This is a genomic window from Candidatus Nitrospira salsa, assembly GCF_965152625.1.
In genome coordinates, this window is record NZ_CBCUCO010000002.1 from 1021868 (window position 1) to 1048746 (window position 26879).

Sequence of the window (26879 nt, forward strand, 5' to 3'; positions counted from 1 at the left end):
TTATAGAATGGAATATGTCTTTACGCTATATCTGCAATTTTTGACGTTCTATAGCGAATCCAATTAATTTCCAGTCGAATGAGTAAGGGAGCCCTAGGCGACAGTTGTTGCGGACCTCTGGTTGGGTTGAATAGGCCACCGACGATGACATGCGGTTGTCCCCCTGAGTTGATGATTACAAGTCGCCAAGACAGCGTAATACTTCGGCCTCAAACATCGGACGTTATTTGAAACGGCTATCGGTTGATAGAAATTGTGTCGGTGAAGGGGTTCCTTTCGGAAGGGTTGGGCACTCCGGAGGCCGGTCCATCACACCCAAATCCTTCACCGACATTGGCCATATACAGCAACCTTAATGCCATTCCTCAAAGAAGATCAGTCATCCAGATGATATGCAGTAATGACGGGAGGTCTGGTTGCCTATCATTGCTACACGATATATTTTTACTTTGTGCGAAAAATCCAGCTATTTACACCGTTTTAAGACAAGATAATAGAATAGCAATTAAAAACAACGTGTTATGATGTCTATATTATTGGACGCGAAACGAGGAACTTTGGGGAATAATGGGACAGAGAAGAGTCTTACTGAATCTGGTAGGCCTTAAGTTTATTGTAGAGATTGGCTCGGCTTATGTTGAGTTTTCGCGCTGCGCGGGTTTTATCTCCCTGGGTCTCCTGCAAAGCTCTAAGAATTTCCTGCTTCTCGACAGCCTTTCGAGCGGCTTTACTGATGGAAGGAAGATCTGAAGACTCATCAACACATTGCGGTGTGCCCAATATATCCTGAATAGTCAGTTCAGAACCCTGCGTAATCACGACCGCACGTTCGATGACGTTCTCCAATTCCCGCACATTGCCCGCCCACTCATGGCTGACTAGCGCCTTCATCGTCGTCGAGGAAATCGAGAGACCGGTTTTTCTATTCTTCACACAGGATCGTCCTAAGAAGTGATGAACGAGAAGAGGGATGTCCTCTCGACGATCTCGAAGAGCTGGAACTAACAATGGAAGCACAGCCAGCCGATAATAAAGATCCGAACGAAATGTTTTTTCTTCAACTAGACGTGTCAGTGGCTTATTGCATGCAGAAATGACTCGAACATTAACCTTGATAGGACGATTCCCTCCAACTGGCTTAATTTCTCCTTCTTGTAAAACTCGAAGTAGCTTCGCTTGAAAGGTCGGAATGGTATCGGCAATTTCATCTAAAAAAATCGTGCCGCCTTCAGCTTCCTCAAACAGTCCTTTGCGATCCACAATGGCACCTGTAAAGGCTCCTTTGACATGACCGAACAATTCACTTTCCAAAAGAGATTCTGGCAAAGAACTACATTCCACCACCACGAATGGAGAGTTACAACGAGGACTTAATTCATGAATAGTCTTCGCGACTAATTCTTTTCCGGTACCACTTTCGCCTTCTATTAACACGGTCGACTCAGAGGTTGAAATCAACCCAATCATCTCGACCAATCGCTGCATTGACGCACTACGTCCAATCAAGGAGTGACTGAGTTGTTTGTCCGGAATAGATGAGACATTCAGTGCTGAAAGACCCTCCAGTCGTGTTTTCCACACCGTGCTCTCTTCTGGACATTTTCCCATCATTACCACGCAGGCTGTGTTTCCTTCATCGCCTGGTACCGAGAACGAATTGGGAAAGGGACAAGAAGGATCACTCTGCCCGATAATGGCCGTCTCTCCATCTGTTGCAGATTGAAGTTCCTCGTACAAAAAAAGTTCTTTTGCTGCACATGTCGTGCAGGAATCTTTTGAATTCGATACAGAGTCGCATTCAGGGGTGGAGAGATTACTCAAAAGTGGACAGGATGAGGCTAATGTCTGGGCTTGCGCATTCGCATACACTAATTTCAAGGTTGGATCAAAGATGACCACTGGCTTGGGCAGGTGATTCGCAAGAAGAGTGAGCCCCTCCAGACGTGAGAAAAGAATACAATCATCATCAGGCTGAATTTGCAGAAACGATCCGGCCATCGTTCACACTTCCTTTCATTGTCACATCTTGTCCCATAACACGGTATTTTGACAAGTCTGAGACTTGTCGAGTGGACAAAATTGTTGAAGCGCCCCCTTGAGATCGCTTACGCGAACAGGTTTATCAAAATAGGCAGCAACTCCACAAGCTTGTGCGTGTTTCCTCGTTTGGGAATTCCCGAAGGCCGTGATCAAGATTATAGGGCAATTTTGAACAAGCAGGCATACGTTTTTAAGATATGTAAAGCCTCCTCCAGGCATTTTCAAGTCAGTGATGATGAGGTTGGGTGAGTATGTCTTCAGTCGAGAAAGAGCGTCATGACCATCGCAAGACTCGGTAACCTGGCATCCGTTATCACTTAATTCATCCACGAGCAGGCTTCTCATTGCTGGATCGTCATCGACAACGAGTATAGTACAGGTAATTGACTGACAAATCCTCACTTCCAAGTCACTACTCCATCTTTCCGACAGTTAGCCACGGAGTGTCAGATATCACTCGATTTCCGACCTTCTCTCATTAATGACAGCAAGTCAAATGCCAGCGGAAGAAAACATGAATATACTTGGATTACAGTATTTTATAGCTACTCCACTGTTGAAAAAGGCTACAGAGAGCGTTTCCTGTTGTGACATGAAGCAACAGTTCCTTTAACAAAGATTCATCCCGGAAAAATCGGGATACATTATTATTTACGATATAAATCGGCCTTGAGACACAAAAATATCACGCCAAAAATTTATAAAAACATAAATGGCACAGCTTTTGCCGAATATACATTAATAAATATCAGAGCTCGCTAGCCCATCGATGCAAATGCAAAGAAAGGGAATATAATATGAAACACCTATCGACAATCTTTATACTGTGCCTGGTGCTTGGGATGGCTTCATTAGGAATAGGGCAAGAATTGTTTGGAGATCCTCAAGAAGGAAAATCTATCTATATGCATCATTGTGTAAATTGTCATGGGAAAAATGGAGATGGGCAAGGACCGGACACCAAGTTCCTTACGGTGAAACCGGCGGATTTTCATTCCGATGCGTCACGATCTTAAACTGATTGGGAACTGATGACGACGATTACTTTTGGGGTTGCCTTTTCGCCGATGCATGGATGGGCAAACCGATTAAACGAACAGGAGCGCTGGGACGTGCTCAGTTACATTCGTCTGATGGCTCCCCTTTAATCCGGTTACTTAAAAAAGCTTTTCTCGTATCATGAAAAATTCCAAGATATTTCAAACCATTTTTCACCCGACTGATTTTTCGTTTGCGAGCGAAATGGCATATGCCCATGCCTTAAAATTGACTTTGGCAGCGAAGGCTGAATTGACTGTGATTCATTATGCTGAACAGGGGCTGGTCACAAGCTGGGATTATTTCCCTAAAGTACGTGAAACCTTGACGGATTGGAACGTTCTTGCAAGAGACTGTGCTAAAGATGACATGCATGCGCTTGGGATGCGAGTGGATGGCATTATTGCGACAGGACCGGATATATTCTCCTCAATCGTTCAACATTTGAATCAAAAAAATCCTGATGTTATGGTCCTCGCCACTCACCAAATCGAAGGATTGAATCGATGGCTCTATACGCCACTAGCCGAACCATTGGCAAGGGAGGCCCGATGCCCGACATTGTTCGTTCCACCATTGGCAGAAGGCGGTGTCTCATGTAAAGACGGAACAGTAACCCTTGAACGTATATTAATCCCTATTACCCGGTTGATTCCTCCTCAACTGGCTATCGATCGTGCTGTCGAGCTCGCCAGCTTACTCGGTGCACGCAGGATAGACTGGAAAATTTTTCATGTGGGTAAAAAGGAGCATATCCCAGCTGTACACCTACCCTCACGTGAAGGGTGGAAATGGAAGAAGTTCGCCCGCCCCGGTCATCCAGTTGATCAGCTTCTTGAAATGGCAGCTGAATTTTCTCCTCACTTGATCGTCATGATGACTGAAGGTCATCGTGGCCTGTTTGATGTTTTTCAAGGCAGCACGACCGAACGAATCGTTCGTGGTGTCCGATGTCCCGTCCTGGCGGTTCCGGTCATATCCCCAGATAGATGACTGATGTAATCTCAAAAAAAAGAATGTAGCGCCAGTCAGGGTATCTTATAAACCAATCCTCGCATTTTTCGGTAATTGCCGAGCCACAAGAACCGAACATGGAGCGTGACGAGCAACACGGGTAGAAACACTTCCAAGAAATTTTTGTTTGATCCCAGTCAGGCCACGCGAGCCCATAACGATCAGGTTGGTTTTGAACCGACGTGCAGCTTTCAGAATTTCTTCAGCAGCATGTCCAGTCGAAATATGATCGGCGTTGCTATGCCTGTTTATGAGACCTCGCTTCGCTTCCTTCACGAGTGCACGACCCACTATTTCCTTTCGTGATTGAATGTCTTGGGAAACCTTCGCGAGATCCACTTGACCGAAAGAATCTACTTTTAGTTCTCTGAAATCATCCTGTACAATTCGATAGTCCGTTCCCTCCACCACATGAAAAACGATGATTTCAGACTCAGCCGGAAATCTTAACGCATTGAGAAACTTAAGAGCAGCCTGTGCTTCAGTGGAACCATCCGTCGTGAATAACACTCGAATCCCTCGGTGTATCCAATGGCTGGAACCACGCACAACAAGAACCGGGCAAGGAGCCTCTTGAAGAATCCACTCACTCACACTTCCTAAGAGAAAACGTTGAATGCCTGAGAGACCTCGAGTTCCTAAGACCGCAAGGTCGATATGTTCCTGATCAAGTACAGAAAGAATTTCTTTTCCAGCATTACCTTACTTCATCATGGTTCGAACGTCCAATCGAGCGTTGCCCAACTTGCCTTTAATTTGTTCTAAATTTCTTCGTGACTGATCGATCGCTTTCTTATAAAGGGTGTTTAGACTCTTTTCTACTTCTCGCGAATGCCCAATCTGTAGCGCCTTATAGCCACCTTTCACATGCACAAGAAACAATTCAGAGTTTACTGGAAACTGAATGCCTGACAAAAAACGAATAGCAGTTTTCGAGTCACGTGAAAAATCGACACCCAATAAAATTTTCATAGTCTTGCTTTCCTCTTTTCCGCCCTACGACATGAATGATTGCCTTCGAAAGGATAGTTTATCGCCGCACTACGATCCCATCAACGGAGTAGAATCATAGGCGTCCATGATCAACAGGCAACATAATATTTCGTTTCATGGTTAAAAGCCCAACAGCTAACGGGGCTCCTGTGCAGAGACTGAAAAAATATGAGCATCAAAAGGCTTCAGGCGAATATACAGTCCACGGCCAACGACGTCTTCATAATTGAATGCGTACTCGTGTCCAGTCAATTGGTCACGATACGAAAAGATTGAGGGAAAACCATCTTCAGCTTCTCTGCCGTCAAAGAGATCAAGAAAGCCTTGTGATTCAATTGCTCCAAAATTTACGGCGACAATCTTTTGTGACGTGTGAAGTTCCCATAGATACCCAATGAGGTTTGTATAAGAAGAATCACTTGCCGAATGCATTGTAAGGAGTCGCCATTGACCTTCGTGAAAGATCCTCTCATTGGTAATTTGAAGCAAATGACCATACAGGTCCATTATTTCATGATCGAGAAGTTCTTCTTTCATTCGTGCGAGTTGAACCGGCAACCGAATTTCCTTCCCTTCAAGCTGGCCCTGATGATAAAAGCGCATACCGGGTAAGGTTGCCGTGAGCGTAGCAACGGCAGGAAGACGAACATTGCCAAACATCGACGCACTTCTTGGTTCATCATGATTTTCTAAGAATCGAACAAGGTGTTGTTGATAGTTCACATCAGCGTTGAGATGAGCAAGGATCTCATCGGAAGCCGAATGGCACAGTCGATCGTACAATCTCTTGTCATACGTGAAATGGAATCCCAGCTGTTGTAAATCCCATTCAAGATCCCAATACACTTCAGCCATCCAGACCAAATCAGACACCGCGGTGATGGCTTCTGTCCAGAATTCGATAGCAGGAGTGCCTTCTATTCCTAGAAAATCACCCCATGTCTTCTGAAACACTTCATTCAGCACCAGCATCGCCATGTCACATCGAACTCCATCACAGTGCTGAGCGATTGTTTTCAGTTCTTCAATTAAGGCCGTACGAGTGGCTTCTTGAAAATAATTCAACTGAGCCGTATCCGTCCAAGCCGGGAAGTAGGGATCTTTTCCATGAGCGAGATTCAGAGCCCTCCCGTTAACATGTATTGTAAAGAATTCGTCTGAAGGGGCCTCAAGGTTTTTCGCGGTTCCTTGAATGTAGTATTCTGGATGCAATTGGACCCACTCATGATCCACAGCTGTATGGTTTGGCACAAAATCGAGAATGAGCTGCATGCCTCGTTGATGAAGTTTCTCCAAGACACGATCGAGCTGATCCCACGTGCCAAGTTCTGGATCTGGACGGTACGCACGAATGGCATATGGTGACCCGACAACATCCTTGGCTGTCCAGTCAGGCAAGGCTTGTTCATACTCTTTCTGTAATCCTGGGTCACTCCGTGCAATTGATCGACTGTGAGGACTTCGCTCCCAAATACCCATCAACCAAATGTAATCAAACCCTTTGCTCTGAAGGTCATCCCATTCTTGATCTGGCACATCACCAAGACGAATCATTCTTTTTTCTTTTCGTGAGAGCTCCTTCAACCAGACCCAGGTATTGATTTCATAGAGATGAGGATGGGGACGGCATGAGGGACGGAAGGCACAGGGATTCATGGGGCTACCGGTACCAGAGGATGTCAGAAATTTCTAATGGGATGAACACAGAGGGATGGCAAGGGACGATTCGGGGAGTATAGTGCTCAACGGGTCGAGACGCTGGCACTTCAGCTTTGAACCGATACGCATTCACCATTCCAGGAATCGTTTCTGTTTGCTTCATGGTAACTCGAACGACACCTTCACCATGTTCATCGTCAGCGTACAATTCCACGCTGATCCAGCTAGAATCCATATCTCCCATGTACACTTGGACATCGAACGCATAGTGATCATCATATTGCGTGACATGCAATTCCCCAAATCGGAGAGTTTCCCAGGTTTCTTGCATGTTCTTTTGCCATTTCTGTAATTCCTTCCCGACTTGCGTTTCATTGGCTACCCGATCACGATACCGTTTGGCAGCGGGAATGTACGTCTGCTCCACGTACTCGCGTACCATGCGATTGCTACTGAAGTGCGCCGTGAGCCTGGACATACTGGCTCGTACTCTATTCGTCCAGGCATGAGGAATGCCATCCTGATTGCGGTTATAAAATTCAGGAATGATCTGTTGCTCTAGAATCTGGTAAAACTGTTCGGCCTCAAGGGTATCCCGATTGAGATTGTGTTGGGTATTTCCCTCTCCGATTGCCCACCCGACTTCAGGTGCATAGGCTTCATCCCACCACCCATCGAGCACAGACAAGTTCAGTCCGCCATTGACCAGTACTTTCATGCCGCTGGTTCCAGACGCTTCCAGAGGCCTTCGCGGCGTATTCAGCCACACATCGACGCCGGCCACCAGTTCCTGAGCCAACGCCATATCGTAATCCTCCAAGAACACGACACAATTGCTGAACTGTGGATCAGAAGCAAACTGTGCGAGCATCTGCACAAGACGCTTACCTTCGTCATCCTTCGGATGCGCCTTGCCGGCAATAATCAGTTGCACTGGTCGCATTGAGTCGGACAATAATCTCGCAAGACGACTCCGATCATGTAAAAGAAGTGTGGGACGTTTATAGGCTGTGAATCGTCTGGCATATCCGAGTGTAAGCGCATTGGGATCCAAGACATGTTTCGTACGCTGAATGTGGTCCGCTGATGCGCCATGCTCCTTGTGCTGTCGGACGAGACGTCGTCGGACATAGTTGATCAACGCTTGCCGTTGAGCCACGCGAAAGGCCCAAAGTTCCCGATTCGGAATGTTTGAGATCAGGGGACATAATTCTTCCAGCGTGCCCAACCATCGCGATTTTCCGCAAATGCGCGTCCACAATGCGTCGGCCTCTGAAGAGTCCCACGATGGGACATGAACACCATTCGTAATAGATCGAACAGGCACTTCAGCCGTTGGCCATTGGGGGAACAACGGTTGAAAAATCTCTCGGCTAACATGCCCATGCAGACAACTGACCCCATTTACATAGCCACTTCCACGTATGGCGAGGTAGGCCATGCTGAAAGGCTCCTGATTGTTTGCAGGATCTCGGCGGCCCAATGCAAACAGCTGATCCTTTGACACATTAATCATCGTTGATAAGAATTGGGCATATGGACGAATCAGATTGGGTTCAAACCTGTCAAAACCTGCTTCGACTGGAGTATGAGTGGTAAAGACGTTACCGGCCCGAGTGGCACCAAGAGCCACTGGGAACGACTGTCCAGTTTGGGTCATAAAACTTTTTACCCGTGCGAGGATGGCAAAGGCAGCATGTCCTTCATTCAGATGGCAGACATCAATTTCAAGATCGAGTTCTTCTAAAACACGCCAACCTCCCACTCCAAGGACAATTTCTTGCATCAGACGCTGTTCCGGTCCTGCGGGGTAGAGATTGGCCGTGATTCCGCGGTCACGTGGACTGTTGAGTGGATCATTACTATCCAATAGATACAACATGACTTTTCCAATCTGAGCTTGCCACACTCGCACTAATAACGTTCTCCCCGGCAACTCAAGTGTAATGCGTAGCCATCCCCCATCCGGATCCGGAACCGGTGTGACGGGAAGGTTGATAGGATCATTATAAGGGAACGCTTCAAGTTGCCAAGCGTCTGCATTGAGAATCTGTCGAAAGTAGCCTTGTTGGTATAGAAGACCAATACCCACAATTGGAACACCGAGGTCGCTTGCCGCTTTTAGGTGATCACCGGCCAAAATGCCAAGACCACCGGAGTAAATCGGAAGCGCCTCACTCAGCCCAAACTCCATGCTGAAATATGCAATACCCTTCACCTCAGTCTCTGTATACGTTCGCCCAAACCATCCTGGATTCTTGAGATATTCCTGTCGTTGCTCCAACCAGCCTTTCAGTTCCTGTTTGAGGTTTTCCTCACGCGTCGCTTCTTCAAGACGAGCTTGCCGCACACTTTGGAGAATAAAGTAGGGATTGGCCGTTCGCTCCCATGCTTCTGGATCGAGCCGCTCCCAGAGTTGGTCACTGAAATGGCTCCACGTCCAGCGCAGGTCCAATGCAAGTTCATTCAATCCTTCGAGCCCTTTTGGCAATGAACGTTTGGAGAAATAAGTCGAAATAGTTGAATCGTCAATTTGATCTCTCACCTGATATATCCTTTTCCTAGATTATTGAATGTATGAATTTCTTATTGGCTCAGGGCAACTGATCGCAGAAACAGTCCGAGACTCAAGCTGAAAAAATAAGGCCTAAGATACATTCAACTTCAAAATTTTTATCTTTTTAATGTGCGATTTGACAGAGCATGAAATTCAATTTTTCTTGCAGATCAGGAGATGCTACGCCCCTACAAGGTGATATCAAATCGTATCGAGGATCGCCTTGTCGTTGGAGTTGCGACAGACTTCGCACTGCTTGCTATCGGATAACTCACTCCTTCTTGTCCACTATCCTCCTCTTTAGCTCATGAGATCGGAATAAGGACAAATAATCCGAGAACACTACAGACAAACAGTTTTGTGTAATGCTGCTTTAGGTAACTCTTCCGATTATATTTCGGTTTTAACATTCGATCGTTCTGTACTTCTGCTCCAGGAATCCGTCAAATCTCAATATAGAAACCAATGCCATAGGTCTCGATCTTCTGATCGAAGAATTGTCCGAAAGGATTATGGCCGCGATAGTAACTCAGAAGAAGCCGATACCGGCGAGTACTTCCTATACGCGACCACTCAAATCCACCCATGATGCTCGTATTCACATTCCAGTCAAAATGTTCGACTGACTGGACGTCAGCTCCCAACACTGGTGCAAAGTACACACCCTCCATGAGCTTGCCCAAAATTGGCGAAACGCGTGGAGCAGCCCGAAATTCTAGCCCCCCATGGAATAAGCCTCGATCAAGCGCAGGAGACCGACGGATAAGGTAGCTTCCTCCGGTATAGACTCTCCACCAGTGTGAATCGAATGAGACAATGGCATCCACGGCTTCAAACCCAAGATTCACTCGATTAAAGCCAGGGTTTCTCAGGAGAAACTCATCTCCTACATGGCTACTCTGATGATACACACGCACGCGTGTGGACAGTGGACCACGGCGCCACGTAAGAGGAAATCCAACCTGGAAGTCTGAATTGATGAGATCTGTCGAGTCTGCATCCAAGTCGAACTGCGAGAAGATCGCACCAAAGAGGTTGAACTGAAGTCCATCACAGTTTGTTTCATGTCGATATCCCCACAGGCCAAACGTACCACCGGCGGTGATAAGGCCGACATTCAGAGACTCATTAGCATTTCTGAAACGCACACGTTGATAGCCCCCGATAAACCGAGGTTCTTTGGGAGCAGCTAGGAGAGGACGGAAGACGTCGTCGTCCGGCAAGCCAACACTATGGAATGTGTCATTCTCTGATATGTTCAAATCGTCTGAAGTTTCAGCATAGCGACAATCAACGTGTCGTGCAGACGTTGATGAGAACCACTCTCCTTCTTTCGCCCATCCAACACCCGGAATAAGGGTAACAATGACAACAAAAACGAACCCTGAACCAAACGTCTGTAATCTTTTCCTATTTCTCTTACATTTTCTCATGGTCAAATGGGACATAAATCCCTCACTTTTTTATCACTCGTCGTAATTCAGTGGCCAAAGGATCTCAGAAAGGCAAGGACACTGTTGATTTCCTCATCCGACAACACAAACCTCCACGTTCCCATTGCCGTATTCGGTATGCCCTCGTGAACGCCGTGCCACAATTCTGCATCAGTTTTCTTTTGAATTTCTGGGGAAGTGAGATCTGCAACGGGCGGATTAAAGAGCGTATACCCATCTCCCTTACCTTCTTGCCCATGACACTTCTCACAATATTTCAGATAGAGTTTTTTCCCCTTGTTGAAATCTCTCTCTTCTGCAATTGTATTTGCCGGAAATACACACATGACAAGCAGGAATCCAATGAACAATATCATAGCAGTCTTCATATCGTACCTCATTCACTGATGAATAACTCGCAAATCGTATAGTAAGAAGGCAGCTAACACCCAAGGCCGACATTCATTCAACGGATAGCAAAGGCCTTGCCGTTCCTCACGAGTGACTATAAACAAAAAGAGAACTTGAAAACAGAAGATCTCGAGGTAAAGACAAGAGGTCTAACTTCAGGGGATTTTCTCTACAGCGATGTTTTTCAGTGGTGGCGCAAAAAGCGACAAATCATAGATGGATATCATCAGCACACAGGTCGCAACTCACAGATCAAATTTTAACTAGAGGATTGGCACAGAATATTCATAAGAAATGAGCAACCGTTCAAATTTTCTGAACTTGGAATTAAGGTGATTGAGCGTTATACACGCTTCACAGTTTTTGTCCTCGCACTAGCCTCGGACTATTGTCTTTTTCTCACATTGATCATCCGTAGCTCATCCTTGCTTGGGTTCGCACCTAGACTTCTTCTGCTTATAAATCCATGTCTAACTTTAAAAAACCTTACGTCATCCATTTCAGAGCATCAGTAATATTTAGTAAACATCTTGAGCACGGTCAGAATTTTTGACATCACTCTTATACGCTATGCTCTTGCCACCTATCCATGTCACAAAGCAGAAAAGTTGACCACAGTTATTAGTAAGCGAAAAGAAGTTTCAAAATTTGTCACCCAGTTATTGCTTGCGACACCTGAGGTCTGCCAGGACGAGTTATCAACACCGAGCATGGGGCATAACGAGCGATTTTCCTAACGACCCCTCCTAATGGTATCGGCTTGCCACCCTTGAAACCTTTTGATCCGACAATGATCAATGCAGCCTTTAAGCGCTCAGCGGTTTTAAGAATTTCGTCGGCAGGATCTCCTTCAGTTAAAACCGTATCGACTTTCATATTGAATTCTTTGACCCTTTGACGCATATTTTCCAGATGACTGGCTCCGTCTTTTTCCATTTTTTTCAGTAACCGTTCTGCCAATCGCATAAATTCTGCTTTCCCTTTCCCAAAATACCAGCCCTCCAAGTAGGCAGGCCTACCGATCACATGCGCGACGGTCACTTTGGGAGGTGTGCGACACGTCAAAAGACGAAGCATATGCACCAGATGCGACACGTCAGATAAACCATCAGTTGCCAGTAGTATTTTCGCTGCAGTTTTCCCCATCGTCGCTCGACTGAGTTTCCCACGAACCAACAGAACAGAACACGAAGCGTCCCTCATGACCCAATCACTGGTACTTCCTAATAGAAAGCGTTTGATATTGGAAAGTCCCCGAGTTCCCAGGATAATCAGATCACTCTGATAGTCCTTCGCGGCCTGTAAAGTTTCCGCTCCTGGAAGCCCTTCTCTCACGAGAGATTGGACGTGCAAAGGTTGCAGTTTAAGAATCTCCTTTTTCGTACGCTTAAGAAAAATCTCCGCTTTGGCTACGAGTTTCCCTCTTGCCCGATCAATCACTTGGTGCCAATTAAATGGCCCACCCGACGGCATGAGTGGGGGAGCATCTTTTAATTCGATAACATGAAGTAAGTATATTTCGGATTTCTTTGGCCATTCCACGGACGCAACATACCGAATAGCCTCTCTGGCATCTTTTGAAGAGTCAACCGCGACCAGAATTTTCATTCCGTAATCCTTTCATACGAAACCTTTTACTTTCTCTGCAGATGATGAAACCTCATTTTAGATAGAATGGGGAGAGCGATATGTAGCCGCTGATCGTCCCTTTTTCCTTTGGACACCGATATCTACCCGAGAACGATATTTTGTCGTACCGGATATTCCTGCGTGCTTCCCTGTGCCTCCATTATGGGTCCACTCCCCCTGACATTCTTCCGAGGAACTGGCACACTGAAATTCCTTGTAGACCATGCCGCTGTCATCATGTGGCGTAATCACACAGAATCCATTCGAGGCTCTCTCCTTTGTATTCTTATCTACATTCATTACAGGACAATGCATCTTGGCCGCGTGCATCGGAGCTCTGACTGTTCCCTCGCACATCTGGATAAAAATGACTCCGTCAATCGCGCCATGAAATAAGACGCGTTCGTGTCCATTTTCATGGATTTCTCTTTTGCCAAGCCAACTGGTGATGGCATCGCCCGCCTCAACGGTTCCACCGGAGGCCGTCCCGGAAATCAATAAACAAGAAATCAATGTGGAAATCATAATTTTGAAAAACGTCTTGAAACGCATGTCATACCTTCGTCTACGTTGAATCCGCGAGCTTCCGCTTTATTCTAGCAAAGCAAAACTGACGCCAGACAACAGTTCGGTCGCTCAAACGTTAAAGTCTGTTCTTAACACTTCCCCCGCGACATCCCTGATCACTCCATATTTACCTTGCACCCTATGTATCCGCGAACGAACTGTGGAATTATGAGACCACCGCTCCGTATGGCTTTGTAGCAAAAGTCACCAGGTCTTGTTCCGAGCGCAACGCTCACATGTGAATTCAGTGCGCTCGTAGAGACGTGAAACTCCCCTATCTAGCCATTAGAATTCTTTGTACCCATCCACCCACTACGTGAGGGGAAATGTGATTAACCCATGCGTACTTTTCGCTGCATACATTGCGTAGGATTCCTCTCCAGTAAAGGTCAAAGCACAATATCCGAAACGCTCTTTCTCATAGTGAAAAGAAAGGGCTGTGGTATTGTGGCTTTTGTAGCCTTTGAGAACTTCTAAGGTTGGATAAAACGGTACGTTGGTTGCAGGATGAACTAAACAATATAGTTCGATCCCACTCAGTCAAGTACTCGAACCCACGTGGCATAATGACTTTCGTTAGAGCAAGCGATAACCGCCTTCTCCCGACTAGTAGTATGAAGGTGCGCCACAAATTGGAAATACATTAAATACATATATTAACGGCTCAAGTCATCTTAGGATCAAGCACTACTGATTCGTCCGCTATAGTCCACGAGTGATGGGAGCAAGGCAAGTAAGGGGAAAATGGCATGTTCAAAAACTCAAACTTCACAAAGGGGGTTCGGAATGAAGAATTATTTCATGTTAGGGATAGCGATTGTGAGTTTCGTATGTTGGGTAAGCCCCGCATGGGCTTTATTCGGTGAAAAAAAAGCAGATCTTCTGAAAGACTCACATATCACGCTCGTTCAGGCCGTGGATAAAGCCCTGAGCAATGCGCAGGGAAAAGCCGTGAGTGCAGAGCTTGAAAAAGAAGATGGGAAAACTGTTTTCGAAGTCAAAATCATCGATGAGACCGAGTCCTCTATCAACAGGCTCACCCCGCTTCCGTAGTCCAAGCCGCATTAGAAAATCGATCAGAAATGTGCACGAATGCACTCAACCTCTTCGTCTCTCTTTACGGTGCAGAGGCAGGCAACCTCGCATTAAAGGTCATGGCTCGTGGAGGAGTATTTATTGGAGGAGGCATTGCTCCAAAGATTATCCAGAAACTCAAGGAGCCCATCTTTATGTCTGCCTTTACGCAAAATAAAGGATGAGACCATTGTTGGCGGCTATGCCAGTGCACGTGATTCTCAATGATAAAACTGGACTGTTAGGGGCATCCCGGTACGCGGTTCATCGCGAGGCGCAAAGAAATAACCATTTAGGTTAGATGACTCACTTCGATTCCGATTCAAGGTGGGACGCCATCCATCCGCCAGCCGAGATGGTCAAGAGCAGGCATGACACTTTTATTGAATAGAGCAAGGAGTGATTGGACTCGCCGTAGTAGGCAATCACCCTATCACGATTGAATGCCGCTCTTGCGCGTGTAATGGTAAAAAGTTTGCTCCAAGTTAGTTGAGTTACACGCGCACAAAGACGACATCAAAACCTACCTGGCCGTGGCTGAGCGGGACACACGCTTTATAGAGGAGCGCATCAAGCGCGCTATTCTGGTCGATCTGCGCACCCAACCACCGAGGATGATTGCCTCCGGCGCAATAATTGAAGTGCTTGACGAAAATGGTGAGGCGCACATCTATCGCATCGTCGGTGAAGATGATGCTGACCCCGCACGAGGTCTTAGTATACCGTTTTCGCCCCTCGCCCGCGCATTGATCCGTAACAAGGTTGGCGATGTCGTTGTGTGGAAAAGACCAGGTTGAGCTCGAGATCGCTTCGATCCGCGTTTCCTGATGCAGTCAGGGCTTGACTCGCCTGCGCTAGTCATCTGTGCGTTCCAAAGACCTGGAATGTCTGCATCACCCGAGTCCGCTGTTTGTTCCATCGATGTTTCCGTTCGGTTCGATTGAGCAAGCACTTCGCTGTGCGAGTCTCCAATCTTTTAGTGCAGTACTGTGGCTCCTTACACGGAGTATGATAATTTTCTGACCGAAGTAGAGCCCTTTGAGGTGATTCGAGGAATTGGATAGTATATTCATTCCTTTGATATCGCAGGGAAAGACTATTTACACCAATTCTCTCTGGATTAGGTGACGCGAAATGAAAAGGATTGAGCTATGACTGATAACAATCAGAAGGTTTATGTGATTCGACATGGAGAGACTGAATGGAGTGTAAGCGGGCAGCATACAGGTGTTACAGACATTCCGCTGACTGATAACGGCAGGAAAAATGCGAAGCTACTTCAACCGATTCTGGCAAAGCAGTCCTTCGCTCTGGTCCTAACAAGCCCACTGCAACGTGCTAAAGAGACCTGCCAACTGTCCGGTCTTGGCGAACTGGCTGAAATTGTCCCAGATCTGGTCGAATGGAATTATGGAGAATACGAGGGATTGACTTCCTCACAGATTCACAAAAAGACCCCAGGGTGGACAGTATTTGTCAACGGCTGCCCGGGTGGTGAACAGCCTGAGGAGGTTGGCCAAAGGGCTGACCGCGTTATCGCCAAAGTTCGTGCTGTCAAAGGAGATGTTGCGCTGTTTGCACATGGTCATATCCTGCGAGTACTCGGAGCTCGCTGGCTCGGTCTTCCTGCTATGGCTGGACGTCATTTTCTTCTGGATACCGGCACGTTGAACATTCTTGGGTATTACCGAGGAGTCCCAGCCGTGCAAATATGGAATGCCCCTCTTTTTCAATAAACTCGAGTTACTAATCAAACTCTGAGGTGAACAGTGCTCTGGATGCTTCTAATAAATTGTGCTGCACTGTGCAGACTCTGCTAACGTCGTGCAGTGGATGCCTCAATTGTCTGGAAGTAACAGGTTTGCTATGCCGGAACTTGATCAGATCCCCCTCATTCTTCTCGGTATTGTGGGAATTTGTGCAAATAGCAGTACCCGAGCAGAGGAATCTTTTGACAGAATTGGTGTATAGCGGAATCTGCTAATACTTGCCGGCTAAATTCTTAGCCCGCTGAATATTGCGTTGCGAGCTCCTCGATTTCTTGTCGGTATCTCTCATATTCGGAAGACTTAGATCGGCTATAGTTCCAGTTTTTGTATAGGCCGGTGAGTCGCGTGAAAAACTCTCGAGTTTGGTCCCGGTCTTTAAATCGATAATCCTGGTCGATCAGTGATTTAAGAAGGCGCAAACTCTCTACCTGTCTACCGAGTGGCATGGAGACATCCACTTCGTCGAAGGCATCCTGCTGAAGGAAAACCATGTCGAGCAACGTGGCTTTGTGCCAAATAATAAAATCTTCCAGCGTCATCCCTTCTTCCCCAGTCACTTGCATCATCTTATAGACGTCATCACCCCGCTTGAGCAGCGCCAAGATCGCTTTGGCCTGATCGGTCCATCCCACTTCCAAATTCGTGTCATACCATATCCGCAACTGCTCACTATAACGAGACCAGGACATGAGCGGGTCGACAGCCGGATAATAACGCTTATACGCTCGTTCAGCCGATAAACCTAAAAATGTTTTAACCGTGGACAAAGTCGATTGAGTAACAGGCTCTTCAAAATTTCCGCCTGAAGGTGAGACAGTCCCGATCAGTGTCAAGGTGCCTATCGCTCCGTCAGCGCACCGAATCATTCCAGCTCTTTCGTAGAGAATCCTGATTGAAGAATCCAGATAAGCTGGATACGCCTCCTCACCTGGAATTTCTTCCATACGACCTGATGTTTCTCGGAGGGCTTGTGCCCATCGTGATGTGGAGTCTGCGATGACGAGCACGTGGTATCCCATTTGTCGATAATATTCTCCAAGAGTGACTCCCGTATAAATAGAGGCTTCCCTTGCAGCCACCGGCATGGAGGAAGTATTGCAAATGATAATGGTTCGATCCATGAGCGAACCGCCCGTCTGGGGATCTTTCATGCCCGGGAATTCAGTGATGGTCTCGACGACTTCCCCTGCCCGCTCTCCGCAGGCCACAATAATCACGATATCGGCATTCGAATACCGCGCAATCAAACCCTGCAAGACGGTCTTTCCTGCCCCAAACGGACCGGGAATGCAAGCCGTTCCACCCCGGGCTACCGGGAAGAAACTGTCAATCAGGCGAATGGTAGTTGTCAATGGTTCGGTTGGATACAGTCGTTCAACTTGCCTCCGACTGAGCATGGCTTCGGGAATCGGTCGACGAATTGGCCAATGCTGCATCATGGTGATATCCCTCTCCTGACCACCCGATGCCGCGATTCTTGCGATGGGTGTCGTCAACGTGAATGTCCCCTCTTGAAGCCACTTGACTATCACGCCTTCCGGTTCATTAAACGGAACCATGATTTTATGGACGAAGCGTCCCTCCTGAACAGTGCCAATCACCTCACCGGCATGAAGAGTCGTGCCAATTTTTGCAGCCGGCACGAAGGACCATTTTCTGCTTTGATCCAGGGCGTTGGCATAGACCCCTTTTGCAAGAAAAAATCCCTGGTCCTGGGCGAGGACGTGTAAGGGATTTTGAAGACCGTCATACACCTGACCCAACAATCCCGGCCCAAGGGTGGCGGATAGCAGTTCTCCTGTCAGTTCGACCCTGTCACCCACTGTGACTCCGGAGGTGTCTTCATACACCTGCATATCCGCTGTCCGTCCCTGTACGCGAAGGACTTCGGACTTGAGACGAAGATCGCCTACGCAGATGTAGGCCACCTCGTTTTTCATGATATTGCCCTCGGTGACTTCGACCGCCACAAGGCTCTCCCGCACTCTGATGACAGAAGCTACCCCTGAGATGTTACGCTTTACCATAAACTTGCTTTCCACCAAAGAGGTGCTCATGTTCAATCATCATCTCTTCCACTAAGGATTGAAAGCGTGTGATTGCTGCTTCCTCGCTATGTAGCAGCCACTGATTAAGCATGCCCCATTTCACCAAATAGATGAGCACAGCATCGAAGGTGAAGTAGTGGCCTTCACACAGACGATCCAGAAACCCCCAGGTCAAATTTTTGAGTTTTTGTTCTAGGGCTAATGGTTCGTTTGATTCCAAAAATCCTCGAATTTCCGGAATCCATGGAAACACTGAGGTCAGGTTGAAGTCCGCCTTGTTCCAATGACGTTCAATCTGCCGAACGTAGGGACCTCCTCCCCACACACGACTTTTCCTAGGAGCTGTTCGTCCACGAGTCCTTCGGCGTAAAGCAGCGACTATGGTTCTTTGGATCATGTCGAACTCAATAATGGTCCGTAGCGTTGGCTGGGTAACTTCATTCATAAATCGTGTATAAAAGGTCACCATTTCTGAATCGGTCCGATTCATCGGTTGCCGTTCGTAATCAAAGTAACTCCAGGTCTGCTCAACGACGTTGGAGTCTTCCTCAGCCAGCATCCGCAACCTCGCATCTAATCGCTCACGGCTGATCGGCAGGACTTTGGCCTTGTGAAAATGGGGTAATGCCGGCAAGCTCGCATACAAGGTATAGTATCGCCTCTGCCAGATTCTCATCTTGGTTCCTATCGGATCACGCCTTCCAGGACGGCCCTGTACCGTGGCAGCAAATGTTTCAATAGCAATTCGGCCACTGCCTGTTCCGTCAGATCTATTTCAATATCTTGCCCGACAAGCCGTATTCGAATGCCCGGCGTGTTCTCCCCCATGGGTTTTAGCTCGATGCCTTTTCTAAGCACCTCTCCAGACATTTCCATAACAAAGTTGGTCAGGGTTCCTTCCTGGACCTCCGCAGGTTTTGACCGCAATTCATCCACCCCAATGAGCTCAGTAGGCAACAGGATCTCAGCTGGTTGAGCACCCAAATCGTGAGGCGTCGCTTGTCTTGCAACTTCAAGAATAAGTTTCTTGATAACATCTTTCTCCGATAACTTTCGCGAAACAAGCCTTTTGACTTGGTCCTCAAAAAGATTGGTGATTGCGGATACAAGCCGAAGCACCGTATCTCGATACGCAGACTGAAGCGCTGCCTCAGCTGCCTTCTTCTCTGCCTCAGCTTCGATGCGCATTGTAATCCGGATCTGTTCCGCATCAGCCTTAGCATCGGCCACAATTTGAGCGGCCTTTCGATGGGCCTCTTTAACAATATGTTGCGCCTCATTCCGTCCTGCCTCGACGCCTTGATTTCTGAGTTGTTGGATAAGCTCTTCTACACCGGATGATTGTTGGGGAATATCTGCCATGGTTCACCTGCTACGCTGGAATCGCCGCACTGAGTAATAAGGCAAACACGAACGCAAACACTGCAAAACCTTCGACAACCGCCGCAGGAGCCAGCGTTAGTCCAAATACCTCGACCTTGCTTTTCGTCACATTGATTGAAGCGGCGACACAATTTCCTTGTGCCATCGCGCTAATCATCAGTGCCAATCCAACCAATAATCCGATTCCAAACAGCCCAGGGCTGCTCTCTTCCGTTACCGCTCGATTCAATGTCAACATGACGACAATGCCATAGATGGTCTGGGACGAAGGCATGGCGGACACGCCGATGAAACGGCCATGCCCACTTTCCGTTTCGAGGAGGGCACCGATGGCAGCTTGCCCCGCTCTCGTGCAACCGATCATGCTGCCGATGGCTCCCAACGCCATCGGACTATAGATCCCGACCCAACCGAGAATTAATATTAAGGACTCCACGTCGTACCCTCCTTCTTGGCAAAAGCCCGAAATACCGTTCCTTCTTCAGGTACCCCCCAGCTGAAAAACTCGATGTAGTTCAAGCGAAGTCCGTGCACCACGCCACTCATGATGCCTAGCACCAAATTAATCCCATGACCCAGTAGCAGGATCAGCAAGGCCAGGAACGTCCCGAATCCCGCGACGCTTTCAGATATTTGTTGAGCCAGATCATTAAAAGCCAACGCGAGTGAAGCGCTGGCCAGGCCAAGGGCAAACAATCGAAGATAGCTGAGCACATCCCCAAAGGCTCTGGTCACACCGGCAAGTGCCAGGACCCCGTCAACCAGACGCCATGGCAGATTGGATTTGCTACCCGAGAAGAGGAGGACACAGAACATGCCCACTCCCATAATCCAGGGACTCACGTCAGCAAAAACCTCGGGTACCAGGTCTTGAGAACTCAGCCACAACGCACAGCCGCCTACAATGATGGCCGTCCAGCCTATCGATGCCACAGCTTGACGTTTCCCACGATGGGTCCATGCCGTACCCAGGTTTGCTATCGTAATATGAACGGTTCCAATAAGTATGGAGAAGATCATCATAGTAGTGGCGTCTTGAATATCAAAAAGTTTTAATGAAGCCAGGATGCTTCCTTTTGGTGGAGAAACGCCGAAAAAGCTACCGGTCAGAACACCCCATACCACGGAAGCTGCCACGAGCACAGCGAAAAGTCTCCGCATCCGACACCCAGTCTCAGTGTGGCCCATCCGCGCCCAATATCCAATCAGGATAACCCCGAGCAGAGCTCCATAGCCTGCGTCTGACAGAATCATCGCGAAGAACACGGCGAAGGAAAAAAAGACAATCGATGACGGATCCCACAATCGATAAGACGGCATCATGTAAAATGACACCAAATCCTGTCCGCCAGCCACTGGTTCCGGGTTCTCAAGCAACGTGGGAGGCTCGTCTTCTGGACCAGGCTCTTCAACCGTCAATGCCAACCCTGTTCTTTGCGCATAGGATTGAAGATTCTGGCCATTCGACAGTTTGGTCCATCCCTGCACGGCGAATATTGGGGCGCTGTCGAATGTTTGTTGAGCAGCATTGGCACGAGCCTCTTGGTTTTCCAGCTGATTGACAGTACGGATGAATAAGGTGAGCCAACGTGTGAGTGCGACTCTCGCTGCCTGGAGGTCTTCGAGCTCCACCTCAACTTCCTCAAGACGGGATTCCAGATCCGAAAGCGAGACGTCTTCCATAGGCACATACTCTCCCGGTGTAGAAGTCGGTTTTTGTGAAGCGACGATCACCACATACCGAAAGCGATTGTCCCGATTGATTTCTTTCCAGACGACACCGCTTCCCTGAAGCTCTTTCATCTGGTAGTGCGGTACGATATACAGCCACAGTTTGAGCTCGCCCAAGACCTCAGGTGGTGGGGATGTAAAATAACCCCATGGGCATAATTCTCCAATTCGGCGAAGAAGGAAGTCGCGTTCATTCTGAAGAGGCTGTATTCTCTCCTTGATTTCAAGCGCTCGACCCTCGACTGATGCTGCATGAAAGTTAGTTGGATTCAATATTTGATGTCGTTTTTCGGGGCAGGAAAGCAAGAACGTTAACGCGTTTCTGGTAGTTTGGGAAAGTCCGGCCGTCTCGGCATGTCCTGAGTTTTTCCCGAGGGGCACAACGTGAATACACCCCATATCCTGTAGGTCCTCTAGCACCTTCTCCTTGTCACTCATCAAACCATAGAACGTGACTTTGCTGAGTAACGCGATGCTCACACTACCCCCTCGACAACGCCGACGTGTTCAGCTCTTTGCTCATGTCTGCCTTTCGCAATTTTAGATCTGACTACCGCTGCCCGTTCGTTGTCCGCCAGAAAGATTTGAATGCGTTTGATATGCATTCTGGCTCTCGGGATCAACACTTTGTCAAAGAGGTTGAGCCGTTGGGTCGTCCGCCGAATGGCCTTGTCAAGTCGCTGAATGCGTTCAACAGAAACCTGGACTCTGATTTTCAGCTCAAGGATGCGGACCAATCTTTCAGCAACCGCATCAACCCATTGAGGCTTGGCCATTATGGAGTAATCGCGTATTCTTGTATTCACCTTCTCTAAGACCGGAAGCTTGACTCCAACGACATTTTCTTCCACGAGTTGGTAGGACTCTATAGACACAAGGGCCTCCAGATCGATGTTCGGATTTGCCAACATTGGGATATTGTGAGCCACGTCGGACAGAAGATTCTCTTCCTGAGTCTGTTCTTGCGACAAGGCGTCCTGAGCCCGTGCCTGTTCCGTCATAAGTTGCCGACGCTTGAGATCGAGCGAGGGCAAGAATCGATGGTACATATGAAGGCTCTGTCGTGCCTGTTGAAGAGCGCTTTTGCTAAGGGCGAGTTGTGCCATTCGTTATTCTGTATCCGCTTCAAAAGCCGTCTCACCATCGGTACGCACGGCATCGCTGTGAGAGGCATACAGCAATCGTCGCCTAGGGCGATCTTTCCTCCTAAACTTGCAATTAATTGGATTCGCGATAATTCTCCGAATCCGTATGGTGTGTTTCCTTCTCCGGCCAATACTTATCCAATAAGGATTGTTTCATTAAGGTTTCTTGTGGCGAAAAGCATTCAGCTAAAGTTTGCCAACAGGCATCCAACGCCTGCTCCAATGGCATGGACACGCCGATATCCATGAAGCGCTCCCGGAAAAGTTTGCCGAATTTCAGGAGCTTCTCGTCAAAGACAGACAGTTCGAATGCCATGGCCTGCTTTTGCATGGCCTCACCTGCATTGGAATAAAGGCGGATCATAGTATTCATGATCTGTCCATGATCCTCCCGTGTCACTTTTCCGATCACTCGTTGTTTGAGTCGGGAGAGTGAACCGAACGGATCAATCATGCGGTCATGTAAGTACAGCTGACCTTCCGTAATATAACCGGTGTTGTCCGGTACAGGGTGTGTTACATCGTTTCCAGGCATCGTCGTCACCGTAAGAATGGTGACTGAGCCGGCTCCTTTAAAGTCACAGGCCTTCTCATAGCGCATGGCCAACTGCGTATAGAGGTCACCAAGGTAACCCCGGTTTGACGGAATACGTTCCATGGCAATGCCGACCTCTTTCATCGCATCCGCATAGGCGGTCATGTCGGTCATGAGGACTAACACTCGCTTCCCTTCTTCAACCGCAAATCGTTCGGCCACCGCTAACGCGAGATCCGGGACCAGCAATCGTTCCACAATGGGATCGGAAGCAAGATTGACGAACATCGCCGTGCGATGAAATACCCCGTGGTCTTCAAACGTCTGGCGGAAAAAGTAGTAATCATCAAAGATGAGGCCGAGTCCGCCAAACACGACGACATCGGCATCAGCCTGAAACCCAATCCGTGCGAGCAATTGATTGTAGGGTTCTCCTGCTACCGTAAAAATGGGAATTTTTTGGCTTTCGACGAGGCAGTTGAAGAGATCAATCATTGGGATATGGGTATGAATCATAGTGCCGGGAAGCACTCGCATCACAGGATTCACGGTCGGGCCACCGATCCCGATTTTTGGCTCTGTCGAGAGATCAGGTCCGCCATCCATGAGTTCACCGGATCCCCGGAAGATGCGTCCGAGAATACTGGACGAGTAGGTGACCTGCATGGGATGGCCAAGAAAGCGAACGGAGGATCCCGTGGAAAACCCTTTGCTGCCTCGAAACACCTGCAGGCTCACGACATCGCGATCAAGCTCCACGACACGGGCAAGTGACATGTCGCCATTGACATTTTCCACCATGGCCAAGTGTCCGACTGGAACACGCTCTGCCCGGACTTTGATGATGTCGCCCACAATGCTGAGAATGCGGGTATATCGGTTCAAATCTCGGATCATCGAGAACTCCTCAATGGTGTCATCTTGTTTATGTGTTTGCTGTTTTCACGAGTTGCTCTTTTGCTGCACTCACCACGTGCTCGTCCGTGAACCCAGAGATGTAGCAAAGAGTACAACAGCATTAAGGCATGCCCAACGGAAAGCACCAAACGATCTCGGTTCGGCCATACATATAGGATCATTGGGCTCGAACCGCAAAAAACGATTCCACAAACAATATGCCGCTTGGGCCATTGCCATCGGCGTACCTGGATAACCTGAGTTAGCCTGTTGAACTGAATCCATCGATAACGTGTGAGTCGTATGAATACAGAGCTGGTCTATCTTCTCATGCTGTTTGTCTCTCATGACGTTCACCTTCATTCGTCAACTATAGAATTTATTTCACCAGTGTACGACAAGTCTCCTACCGCATTTGAAAGGGTCCCTTCTCCCTAAGAAGTTTTTGTCGTAGAGATTTAAACCGTCCTTTGTCCAGGCCTGGCACGCTGTGCACCACACCTTTCGAGCTCAACGTATCACTTCGCCTGTTCAAAGATTGTCTGCTTCTGTCGAACGTGTCTTCCGAGACTTCGTCCCCTGTTGACCCCATTGCCACCCACTAATGTCAGGCATGTCCTCGCCATGCTTAACAATGTACTGTTTGTGTTCAATGAGTTTGTCGCGGATGGCCTGTTTGGCATAAGCTGCACTCGACCCTAAGTGTGGAACACGGTCGATCACGTCACCCACGAGATGGAATCGGTCGAGATCATTCAGGACACACATGTCGAACGGGGTCGTCGTCGTGCCCTCCTCCTTGTACCCACGCACATGGAGATTTTTGTGGTTTGTCCGTCGGTACGTCAACCGGTGAATAAGCCAGGGATAGCCGTGGAACACAAAGATAATGGGCTTGTCCGTGGTGAACAAAACATCAAAATCCTTATCGCTCAAACCGTGAGGGTGCTCACGTTCTGGTTGAAGTGTCATGAGATCCACGACATTGACCACTCGAATTTTCAACGCCGGTAAGTATTGGCGAATGAGATCAACCGCCGCGAGTGTTTCGAGCGTCGGGGTATCACCACAACACGCCATCACGACATCGGGTTCTCCACCCTTATCATTACTCGCCCATTCCCAGATGCCAATACCGGCTGTGCAATGTTTAATCGCCTGATCCATGTTCAACCACTGCCGGGCAGGTTGCTTGCCCGCCACGACTACATTGATGAAGTTACGGCTGCGCAAACATTGGTCGGTCACGTACAGTAAACAGTTCGCATCGGGCGGGAGATAGACACGAACGACCTCTGCTTTTTTATTGACCACATGATCGATAAAGCCCGGATCCTGATGGCTGAAACCATTGTGGTCTTGCCGCCACACGTGGGAGGAGAGCAGATAATTCAGTGAGGCAATCGGTCGTCGCCAGGGAATGTCATTGCAGACCTTGATCCACTTCGCATGTTGGTTGACCATGGAATCGATGATGTGAATAAACGCTTCGTAGCAAGAGAAGAAACCGTGCCTGCCCGTGAGCAAGTAACCTTCCAGCCAGCCCTGGCACTGATGCTCACTAAGCATCTCCATCACGCGACCATCCGGTGCCAGATGGTCGTCGTACGGACAGCTCTCGGCGACCCAAGCTCGGTTGGTCACTTCCAAGACGTCCTGCCAACGATTGGAGTTATTCTCATCTGGACTGACGAGGCGGAAGTTCTTGGTTGCCATGTTGCGCTTCATCACGTCCCGTAAAAATTGGCCCATGATGCGGGTAGATTCCACCACCGAGGCACCGGGAGACGAGACCGTGATGGCATAGTCGCGGAAGTCGGGCATGCGCAAGTCTTTGAGTAGTAATCCACCATTCGCATGCGGATTGGCACTCATTCGCCGATCGCCTTTGGGAGACAGGTCGGCGAGTTCCGTTTTTAGCTGCCCATTCTTATCAAAGAGTTCATTAGGTTTGTAGCTCTTCATCCATTTTTCAAGTAACCGCACGTGGGCAGGGTTGTCGTGCATCTCACCCATGGGTACCTGATGGGAACGCCAGTAGTCTTCAGTCCGCTTGCCGTCGACCTCCTTGGGACCGGTCCATCCCTTGGGGGTGCGGAGAATAATCATAGGCCAGAGAGGTCGTTTCTTGAAGCCGTTTCGATGCACATCGGCTTTGATTGTCTGAATTTCCTTGATAATTGTATCGAGCGTCTCGGCCATGAGTTGATGCATCTTCGCCGGCTCATGTCCCTCGACGACATAAGGCGTATACCCGTAGCCGCGGAAAAGGTCATCCAGCTCTTCGTGACTGATTCTGGCCAGGACAGTGGGGTTAGCGATCTTGTAGCCGTTGAGATGGAGAATGGGCAAAACGACTCCATCCGCCTCCGGATTCAAGAACTTGTTGGAATGCCAGCTTGTGGCGAGTGGACCGGTTTCTGCCTCACCGTCACCAACGACGCAGGCAACGATCAGATCTGGATTGTCAAAGGCGGCTCCATACGCATGCGAAAGAGCATACCCAAGCTCTCCGCCCTCATGAATCGACCCAGGAGTTTCCGGAGCCACGTGACTAGGAATGCCGCCGGGAAACGAAAACTGCGTAAAGAAACGTTTCATGCCTTCTTCATCCTGGGAGATGTTCTGATAAATCTCACTGTACGTTCCCTCAAGGTAGGCATTGGCGACGAGAGCAGGTCCGCCATGTCCTGGGCCGGTGATATACATTATGTTGAGGTCATGTGCCGTGATGATCCGATTCAAGTGAGCATAGATAAAGTTCAAGCCCGGCGTAGTGCCCCAGTGGCCTAACAAGCGCGGTTTGATATGGTCTTTTGTCAATGTTTTCTTGAGTAATGGGTTGTCGTAGAGATAGATTTGTCCAATCGACAGATAGTTTGCAGCCCGCCAGTACGCATCGATGAGGTCCAATTCTTTTTTTGACAGTGGATTTGACATGTAGATCTCCTCGCAA

General features: G+C 48.3%; 26 protein-coding genes and 2 pseudogenes. 8 read left to right on the forward strand and 20 right to left on the reverse strand.

Features of this window, described 5'->3' with window-relative positions; translation table 11 throughout:
• Positions 1-585 precede the first annotated feature (585 nt).
• Together ACWQXP_RS06475 and ACWQXP_RS06480 are read right to left on the reverse strand one after the other, a co-directional pair.
• On the reverse strand, positions 586-1998 hold the full coding sequence (locus ACWQXP_RS06475; RefSeq protein WP_454062018.1) for a sigma-54 interaction domain-containing protein: 1413 nt from the start codon (positions 1996-1998) through the stop codon (positions 586-588).
• A 21-nt stretch (positions 1999-2019) separates the two neighbouring features.
• The gene (locus ACWQXP_RS06480; protein ID WP_454062995.1) at positions 2020-2442 is read right to left on the reverse strand and encodes a response regulator; all 423 of its coding nucleotides are present in this window, start codon (positions 2440-2442) and stop codon (positions 2020-2022) included.
• A 395-nt stretch (positions 2443-2837) separates the two neighbouring features.
• Between ACWQXP_RS06480 and ACWQXP_RS06485 the strand changes: the two genes are divergently transcribed.
• The 3 genes from ACWQXP_RS06485 to ACWQXP_RS06495 are packed head-to-tail and all read left to right on the forward strand — an operon-like array spanning position 2838 to position 4071.
• Positions 2838-3056: a c-type cytochrome gene (locus ACWQXP_RS06485; protein ID WP_454062019.1), complete on the forward strand. Its 219-nt coding sequence runs from the start codon at positions 2838-2840 to the stop codon at positions 3054-3056.
• 15 nt (positions 3057-3071) lie between these two features.
• The gene (locus ACWQXP_RS06490) at positions 3072-3188 is read left to right on the forward strand and encodes a c-type cytochrome (RefSeq protein WP_454062020.1); all 117 of its coding nucleotides are present in this window, start codon (positions 3072-3074) and stop codon (positions 3186-3188) included.
• Between the two features lie 31 nt (positions 3189-3219).
• On the forward strand, positions 3220-4071 hold the full coding sequence (locus ACWQXP_RS06495; protein WP_454062021.1) for a universal stress protein: 852 nt from the start codon (positions 3220-3222) through the stop codon (positions 4069-4071).
• A 45-nt stretch (positions 4072-4116) separates the two neighbouring features.
• Here the strand turns inward: ACWQXP_RS06495 and ACWQXP_RS06500 are convergent, their stop codons facing one another.
• From ACWQXP_RS06500 to ACWQXP_RS06540, 9 genes and pseudogenes are all read right to left on the reverse strand, one after another.
• A complete protein-coding gene (locus tag ACWQXP_RS06500) occupies positions 4117-4641 on the reverse strand; it encodes a universal stress protein (protein WP_454062996.1) in 525 nt (174 codons plus the stop codon).
• A 6-nt stretch (positions 4642-4647) separates the two neighbouring features.
• Positions 4648-4782 (reverse strand): annotated as a pseudogene (locus ACWQXP_RS06505) (universal stress protein); the annotation flags it as partial.
• Positions 4783-4794: 12 nt separating this feature from the next.
• Complete coding sequence (locus ACWQXP_RS06510) at positions 4795-5064, reverse strand: hypothetical protein (RefSeq protein WP_454062022.1); 270 nt, start codon at positions 5062-5064, stop codon at positions 4795-4797.
• A gap of 156 nt (positions 5065-5220) precedes the next feature.
• Entirely contained in the window at positions 5221-6639 is a 1419-nt protein-coding gene (locus tag ACWQXP_RS06515; RefSeq protein ID WP_454062023.1) for an alpha-amylase family glycosyl hydrolase, read from the reverse strand.
• A 106-nt stretch (positions 6640-6745) separates the two neighbouring features.
• On the reverse strand, positions 6746-9289 hold the full coding sequence (glgP, locus tag ACWQXP_RS06520; RefSeq protein WP_454062024.1) for an alpha-glucan family phosphorylase: 2544 nt from the start codon (positions 9287-9289) through the stop codon (positions 6746-6748).
• 455 nt (positions 9290-9744) lie between these two features.
• Positions 9745-10524, reverse strand: a complete 780-nt coding sequence (locus ACWQXP_RS06525) for a DUF1207 domain-containing protein (protein ID WP_454062025.1) — start codon at positions 10522-10524, stop codon at positions 9745-9747.
• A gap of 257 nt (positions 10525-10781) precedes the next feature.
• The gene (locus tag ACWQXP_RS06530; RefSeq protein WP_454062026.1) at positions 10782-11123 is read right to left on the reverse strand and encodes a c-type cytochrome; all 342 of its coding nucleotides are present in this window, start codon (positions 11121-11123) and stop codon (positions 10782-10784) included.
• Between the two features lie 673 nt (positions 11124-11796).
• Positions 11797-12753 carry a universal stress protein gene (locus ACWQXP_RS06535; RefSeq protein WP_454062027.1) on the reverse strand — a complete coding sequence of 319 codons (957 nt, stop codon included), beginning with the start codon at positions 12751-12753 and terminating at the stop codon, positions 11797-11799.
• A 57-nt stretch (positions 12754-12810) separates the two neighbouring features.
• Positions 12811-13299, reverse strand: a complete 489-nt coding sequence (locus tag ACWQXP_RS06540) for a hypothetical protein (RefSeq protein ID WP_454062028.1) — start codon at positions 13297-13299, stop codon at positions 12811-12813.
• 828 nt (positions 13300-14127) lie between these two features.
• Here ACWQXP_RS06540 and ACWQXP_RS06545 point away from each other — a divergent pair.
• The 5 genes from ACWQXP_RS06545 (at position 14128) to ACWQXP_RS06565 (ending at position 16151) form a co-directional block, all read left to right on the forward strand.
• Positions 14128-14394, forward strand: a complete 267-nt coding sequence (locus tag ACWQXP_RS06545; RefSeq protein ID WP_454062029.1) for a PepSY domain-containing protein — start codon at positions 14128-14130, stop codon at positions 14392-14394.
• 29 nt (positions 14395-14423) lie between these two features.
• Positions 14424-14600, forward strand: coding sequence for a glucokinase (locus ACWQXP_RS06550; RefSeq protein ID WP_454062030.1), 177 nt, complete (start codon positions 14424-14426; stop codon positions 14598-14600).
• Positions 14601-14617: 17 nt separating this feature from the next.
• Positions 14618-14716 (forward strand): hypothetical protein, encoded by a 99-nt coding sequence (locus ACWQXP_RS06555; RefSeq protein WP_454062997.1) that lies wholly within the window; start codon positions 14618-14620, stop codon positions 14714-14716.
• A gap of 232 nt (positions 14717-14948) precedes the next feature.
• On the forward strand, positions 14949-15212 hold the full coding sequence (locus tag ACWQXP_RS06560; RefSeq protein WP_454062031.1) for a GreA/GreB family elongation factor: 264 nt from the start codon (positions 14949-14951) through the stop codon (positions 15210-15212).
• A 354-nt stretch (positions 15213-15566) separates the two neighbouring features.
• On the forward strand, positions 15567-16151 hold the full coding sequence (locus ACWQXP_RS06565; RefSeq protein ID WP_454062032.1) for a histidine phosphatase family protein: 585 nt from the start codon (positions 15567-15569) through the stop codon (positions 16149-16151).
• Positions 16152-16417: 266 nt separating this feature from the next.
• Here the strand turns inward: ACWQXP_RS06565 and ACWQXP_RS06570 are convergent, their stop codons facing one another.
• The 9 genes and pseudogenes from ACWQXP_RS06570 to ACWQXP_RS06610 all read right to left on the reverse strand — a co-directional run bounded on the left by ACWQXP_RS06570 (position 16418) and on the right by ACWQXP_RS06610 (position 26863).
• Positions 16418-18211: a V-type ATP synthase subunit A gene (locus ACWQXP_RS06570; protein WP_454062033.1), complete on the reverse strand. Its 1794-nt coding sequence runs from the start codon at positions 18209-18211 to the stop codon at positions 16418-16420.
• On the reverse strand, positions 18198-18908 hold the full coding sequence (locus ACWQXP_RS06575) for a DUF2764 family protein (RefSeq protein ID WP_454062034.1): 711 nt from the start codon (positions 18906-18908) through the stop codon (positions 18198-18200). Before ACWQXP_RS06575 ends, ACWQXP_RS06570 begins: the two co-directional genes overlap by 14 nt.
• Before the next feature lie 8 nt (positions 18909-18916).
• Positions 18917-19594: a hypothetical protein gene (locus tag ACWQXP_RS06580; protein ID WP_454062035.1), complete on the reverse strand. Its 678-nt coding sequence runs from the start codon at positions 19592-19594 to the stop codon at positions 18917-18919.
• 10 nt (positions 19595-19604) lie between these two features.
• On the reverse strand, positions 19605-20051 hold the full coding sequence (locus tag ACWQXP_RS06585; RefSeq protein WP_454062036.1) for an ATP synthase subunit C: 447 nt from the start codon (positions 20049-20051) through the stop codon (positions 19605-19607).
• Positions 20039-21826, reverse strand: a complete 1788-nt coding sequence (locus ACWQXP_RS06590; protein ID WP_454062037.1) for a V-type ATP synthase subunit I — start codon at positions 21824-21826, stop codon at positions 20039-20041. The genes ACWQXP_RS06585 and ACWQXP_RS06590 overlap by 13 nt, the downstream gene beginning before the upstream one ends.
• Positions 21823-22452 (reverse strand): V-type ATP synthase subunit D, encoded by a 630-nt coding sequence (locus ACWQXP_RS06595; protein WP_454062038.1) that lies wholly within the window; start codon positions 22450-22452, stop codon positions 21823-21825. Before ACWQXP_RS06595 ends, ACWQXP_RS06590 begins: the two co-directional genes overlap by 4 nt.
• Positions 22453-22564: 112 nt before the next feature.
• Positions 22565-23923: a V-type ATP synthase subunit B gene (locus tag ACWQXP_RS06600; protein WP_454062039.1), complete on the reverse strand. Its 1359-nt coding sequence runs from the start codon at positions 23921-23923 to the stop codon at positions 22565-22567.
• Positions 23924-24018: 95 nt separating this feature from the next.
• A pseudogene (locus tag ACWQXP_RS06605) lies at positions 24019-24271 on the reverse strand (transketolase); the annotation flags it as partial.
• A gap of 183 nt (positions 24272-24454) precedes the next feature.
• The gene (locus tag ACWQXP_RS06610; RefSeq protein WP_454062040.1) at positions 24455-26863 is read right to left on the reverse strand and encodes a phosphoketolase family protein; all 2409 of its coding nucleotides are present in this window, start codon (positions 26861-26863) and stop codon (positions 24455-24457) included.
• Positions 26864-26879 lie beyond the last annotated feature (16 nt).